The sequence below is a fragment of the Kitasatospora sp. NPDC056783 genome, assembly GCF_042789895.1.
GTDB lineage: Bacteria > Actinomycetota > Actinomycetes > Streptomycetales > Streptomycetaceae > Kitasatospora.
The window spans coordinates 1-5,083 of sequence record NZ_JBHUAF010000499.1 but is presented as its reverse complement, the minus strand read 5'-3'; the positions used below and the strand labels follow the sequence as shown (position 1 = coordinate 5,083).

The window sequence follows — 5,083 nt, the reverse complement described above, 5'->3', positions numbered from 1 at the left end:
CTCGGCCGCTGCGGCGCTGTCCGGGGGGCGCGGGCGGCGGGCGGGCAGCCGCAGGCCGGTCGGCGCCGGGTCCGGGAGCGCCCCGGCGGGGGCTGTCGATCAACAGTCTGACCAGTCCGACAACACTCCCGGCCGTGAGGACCGTCGTACCCTTGGTGGGTGACCGACGCCGTAGCAGCCATCCCAGAAGAAGCAGCCCCGGTCCCGCTCCTCGAGCCGAGGGAGGGGATCCCGCCCGTCGTGGCGGACGAGCAGGCGCTGGCCGCCACCGTCGCCGCGTTCGCCGCAGGCACCGGACCGGTGGCCGTCGATGCCGAACGGGCCTCCGGCTACCGCTACGGGCAGCGCGCCTACCTCATCCAGCTGCGCCGCGCGGGCGCGGGCTCCGCGCTGATCGACCCGATCGCCTGCCCCGACCTCAGCGCGCTGGGCAAGGCCGTCGAGGACGCGGAGTGGGTCGTCCACGCGGCCTCCCAGGACCTGCCCTGCCTGTCCGACGTGGGCATGAGACCGCAGCGCCTGTTCGACACCGAGCTGGCCGGGCGGATCGCCGGCTTCGCCCGGGTCGGCCTCGGCCCGATGACCGAGAACGTGCTCGGACTGAGCCTGTCCAAGGAGCACTCCGCGGTCGACTGGTCCACCCGCCCGCTGCCCGAGCCGTGGCTGCGCTACGCCGCTCTGGACGTCGAGGTGCTGGTCGAGCTGCGTGACGCACTCGAACAGGAGCTGGACGGCCAGGGCAAGCTCGGCTGGGCGATGGAGGAGTTCGCCTCGATCGCCGCCGCGCCCCGCCCGGCCCCGCGCACCGACCCGTGGCGCCGCACCTCGCAGCTGCACAAGATCCGCCGGCGCCGCCAGCTGGCCGTGGTGCGCGAGATGTGGCTGGTGCGCGACCGGATGGCGCAGGACCGCGACGTCTCCCCCGGCCGGGTGCTGGCGGACGCCGCGATCGTCAACGCCGCGCTGGCCATGCCGCTGAACATCGCCGCCCTCCAGGCCGTCCAGGGCTTCGGTCCGCGGGTGCACCGGCGCCAGCTGGAGCAGTGGCTGGCGGCCGTGCAGCGCGGCCGGGAGATCCCGGAGAACCAGCTGCCGCCGGCCGCCGCGCCGCACGACGGGCCGCCCCCGCCGCGGGCCTGGGCCGAGAAGGACCCGGCGGCCGCCGCCCGGCTCTCCGGGGCACGCGCGGCGATCGCCGAGCTGGCCGAGCGCCACCACCTGCCGGCCGAGAACCTGATGACGCCGGACGTGGTCCGGCGGGTGTCCTGGCAGCCGCCGTCCGACCCCGGCCCCGAGACCGTGGCCGCCGCGCTGCGCGGGCTCGGCGCCCGGCAGTGGCAGGTGGACCTGGTGGCGCCGGCGCTGGCCGCCGTGTTCGCCACCGCCGCGGCCCAGGGCTGATCGCCCCCGGGGCCGACCCGGCAACGCGGTGGAGGGGATGTCGTCCGTACGGGCGACATCCCCTTCGTCGTACCCGGGCGGCGGCGCCCCTGGTAGGACCGGCCGGGAACGTGTCGGGGGACACACGGCCCGATCCCTCCGCAGGGCCTGGGCAGGTTGGTTACCGGCGGGTAGCATGACCGTGACGCGGCGCCGCCCGGATCTTCGCCGGCGGCGGCCCGCCCACCTCGAATTGTTGGTCCCTGGGAGGAGAGCCCCCGTGCCTCGTACCGTGAGGGACGTCGTCTTCGTCGATGGCGTCCGCACCCCGTTCGGCAAGGCCGGCCCGAAGGGCATCTACCACGAGACCCGCGCCGACGACCTGGTCGTCAAGTGCATCCGGGAACTCGTGCGCCGTAACCCGAGCCTGCCCGTCGAGCGCATCGACGAGGTCGCGATCGCGGCCACCACGCAGATCGGCGACCAGGGTCTGACCATCGGGCGCACCGCCGCCCTGCTGTCCGGCCTGCCGAAGTCGGTCCCCGGCTACGCGATCGACCGCATGTGCGCCGGCGCGCTGACCGCCGTGACCACCACCGCCGGCGGCATCGCCTTCGGCGCGTACGACGTGGTCGTGGCCGGCGGTGTCGAGCACATGGGCCGCCACCCGATGGGCGAGGGCGTCGACCCGAACCCGCGCTTCGTCTCCGAGAAGCTGGTCGACGAGTCCGCCCTGTTCATGGGCATGACCGCGGAGAACCTGCACGACCGCTTCCCGCACCTGACCAAGGAGCGCTGCGACGCCTACGCCGTGCGCTCGCAGGAGAAGGCCGCCAAGGCCTACGCCAACGGCGACATCCAGCCCGACCTGGTGCCGATCTCGATCCGCAACACCAACCCCGAGGTCGGCGAGACCGGCTGGGGCCTGGCCACCGTGGACGAGCCGATGCGCCCGGGCACCACGATGGAGTCGCTGGCCGGTCTCAAGACCCCGTTCCGCCCGCACGGCAACATCACCGCGGGCAACTCGGCCGGTCTGAACGACGGTGCCACCGCCTCCCTGCTGGCCGCCGAGGACGTCGCCGAGGAGCTCGGCCTCCCGGTCAGGATGCGCCTGGTCTCCTACGCCTTCGCGGGCGTCGAGCCCGAGGTCATGGGCATCGGCCCGGTGCCGGCCACCGAGAAGGCGCTGGCCAAGGCCGGTCTGACCATCGACGACATCGGCGCGTTCGAGGTCAACGAGGCCTTCGCCGTCCAGGTGCTGTCCTTCCTCGACCACTACGGCATCGCGGACGACGACGAGCGGGTCAACCCGTACGGCGGCGCGATCGCCTTCGGCCACCCGCTGGCCTCCTCCGGCGTGCGCCTGATGAACCAGCTGGCCCGCCGCTTCGAGCAGCGCCCGGACGTCCGGTACGGCCTCACCACGATGTGCATCGGCTTCGGCATGGGCGGCACCATCGTCTGGGAGAACCCCCACTGGAGCGGCGCGACCCGGAACACCGAGCTCGAGGGTGGTAAGTGACCATGAGCAACACCACTGAGCTGCTGACCCGCGGCGCCGAGCTGTTCCCCGGCGAGGTCGTCACCACCGCGCACGTGCGCCACCTCGACCTGCCGTTCCAGGCCGGCCGGCTGGCCCTGATCACCCTCGACAACGGCTTCGACCACACCAAGCCGACCACCTTCGGCCCGGGCTCGCTGCTCAAGCTGAACGAGGCGCTGGACCAGGTCGAGGCCGAGGCCGCCGAGGGCACGATCGTCGGTGCCGCGATCACCGGCAAGCCGTTCATCTTCGCGGTCGGCGCCGACCTCAAGGGCGTCGAGCTGCTCCAGGAGCACGCCGACGCGCTGGCCATCGGCAAGGGCGGCCACGACGTCTTCAAGCGGATCTCCACGCTGCCCGTCCCCACCTTCGCGTTCTACAACGGCGCGGCGATGGGCGGCGGCGTCGAGGTCGGTCTGCACTGCGACTACCGCACGGTCTCGGCGGGCGTCCCGGCCTTCTCGCTGCCCGAGGTCTTCCTCGGCCTCGTCCCCGGCTGGGGCGGCTGCACCATCCTGCCGAACCTGGTCGGCGCCGGCAGGGCCGTCAAGGTCATCATCGAGAACTCGATAAACCAGAACAAGCAGCTCAAGGGCAAGGACGTGTTCGAGCTGGGGATCGCCGACGCGATCTTCGAGCCGGCCGACTTCCTGGAGCAGTCGCTGCTCTGGGCCGCCAAGGTCATCAAGGGCGACGTGGTCGTCGAGCGCGAGCCGATCGACCGCGGCAAGGCCTGGGACGACGCCGTCCTCTGGGGCCGCATGGTCGCCGACGGCAAGGTGCACGGCGCCGCTCCGGCCGCCTACAAGGCGCTGGACATCATCGAGGCCGCCAAGGGCTTCGACCTGGCCGACAAGGCGAGCCTCCAGGCCGGCTTCGACGCCGAGGACGCGGCGCTGGCCGACCTCATCATGAGCGGCGAGCTGCGCAGCGGCATCTACGCCTTCAACCTGGTGCAGCGCCGGGCCAAGCGCCCGGTCGGCGCGCCGGACAAGTCGCTGGCCCGCCCGGTCACCAAGGTCGGCGTCGTCGGCGCCGGTCTGATGGCCTCGCAGCTGGCGCTGCTGTTCGCCCGCCGTCTGGAGGTGCCGGTGGTCCTCACCGACATCGACCAGGAGCGCGTCGACAAGGGCGTCGGCTACGTCCACGCCGAGATCGACAAGCTGCTCGGCAAGGGCCGGATCGGCCCGGACAAGGCCAACCGCCTCAAGGGCCTGGTGTCCGGTTCGCTGGACAAGGCCGCCGCCTTCGGTGACGCGGACTTCGTCATCGAGGCCGTGTTCGAGGAGATGGGCGTCAAGCAGGCCGTCTTCGCGGACCTGGAGGCCGTGGTCTCGCCGACCTGTGTGCTGGCGACCAACACCTCCTCGCTGTCGGTCACCGAGATGGCCTCGAAGCTGGAGCACCCCGAGCGGGTCGTCGGCTTCCACTTCTTCAACCCGGTCGCGATCCTGCCGCTGCTGGAGATCGTCCGCGGCGAGAAGACCGACGACGCCTCGCTCGCCACCGCCTTCGCGGTGTCGAAGAAGCTGAAGAAGACCTCGGTCCTGTGCAAGGACGCCCCGGCGTTCGTGGTGAACCGGATCCTGACCCGCTTCATGGGCGAGATCCAGAACATCATCGACGAGGGCACCCCGATCGCCGACGTCGAGAAGGCCGTCGAGCCGCTCGGCCTGCCGATGTCCCCGATCGTGCTGCTGGAGCTGGTCGGCCCGGCGATCGCGCTGCACGTCTCGGAGACCCTGGCCGGCGCCTTCCCGGAGCGGTTCACCGTCTCCGAGAACCTCGGCCGGGTCGTCAAGGCCGGCAAGCGCGGCTTCTACACCTGGGTGGACGGCCGGCAGGTCCTCGACCCCGAGGTGCTGGAGCTGCTGTCCTTCGGCGACACGGTGCTCACCGAGGAGCAGGTCCGCGCCCGCTCCCTGGAGGCCGTGGCGCAGGAGATCGGCCTGATGCTGGCGGAGGGTGTCGTCGCCGAGGCGCAGGACATCGACCTCTGCATGATCACCGGTGCCGGCTGGCCCTTCCACCTGGGCGGGATCACCCCGTACCTGGACCGTGAGGGCATCTCGGAGCGGGTGAACGGCAAGCCGTTCCTCGCCCCCGGCGTGGCCTCGGTGCCCGCGTAACGCGCGGCCCCCTGAACGGGCAGGAGCC

Annotated in this window: 3 protein-coding genes; all 3 read left to right on the top strand. The window is 72.3% G+C overall.

Features of this window, described 5'->3' with window-relative positions; genetic code table 11:
• Positions 1-159: 159 nt before the first annotated feature.
• The 3 genes from ACFRMQ_RS37865 to ACFRMQ_RS37855 all read left to right on the top strand — a co-directional run bounded on the left by ACFRMQ_RS37865 (position 160) and on the right by ACFRMQ_RS37855 (position 5,055).
• Positions 160-1,401, top strand: a complete 1,242-nt coding sequence (locus ACFRMQ_RS37865) for a ribonuclease D (protein WP_380735417.1) — start codon at positions 160-162, stop codon at positions 1,399-1,401.
• Positions 1,402-1,660: 259 nt separating this feature from the next.
• Positions 1,661-2,905: a thiolase family protein gene (locus ACFRMQ_RS37860; RefSeq protein WP_380735416.1), complete on the top strand. Its 1,245-nt coding sequence runs from the start codon at positions 1,661-1,663 to the stop codon at positions 2,903-2,905.
• A 2-nt stretch (positions 2,906-2,907) separates the two neighbouring features.
• On the top strand, positions 2,908-5,055 hold the full coding sequence (locus tag ACFRMQ_RS37855) for a 3-hydroxyacyl-CoA dehydrogenase NAD-binding domain-containing protein (protein WP_380735414.1): 2,148 nt from the start codon (positions 2,908-2,910) through the stop codon (positions 5,053-5,055).
• The last annotated feature ends 28 nt before the right edge of the window (positions 5,056-5,083 follow it).

Bases quoted from the DNA above. Each gene is read 5' to 3' on its own strand.
- ACFRMQ_RS37855 (WP_380735414.1), top strand. From the start codon at position 2,908: ATGAGCAACACCACTGAGCTGCTGACCCGCGGCGCCGAGCTGTTCCCC.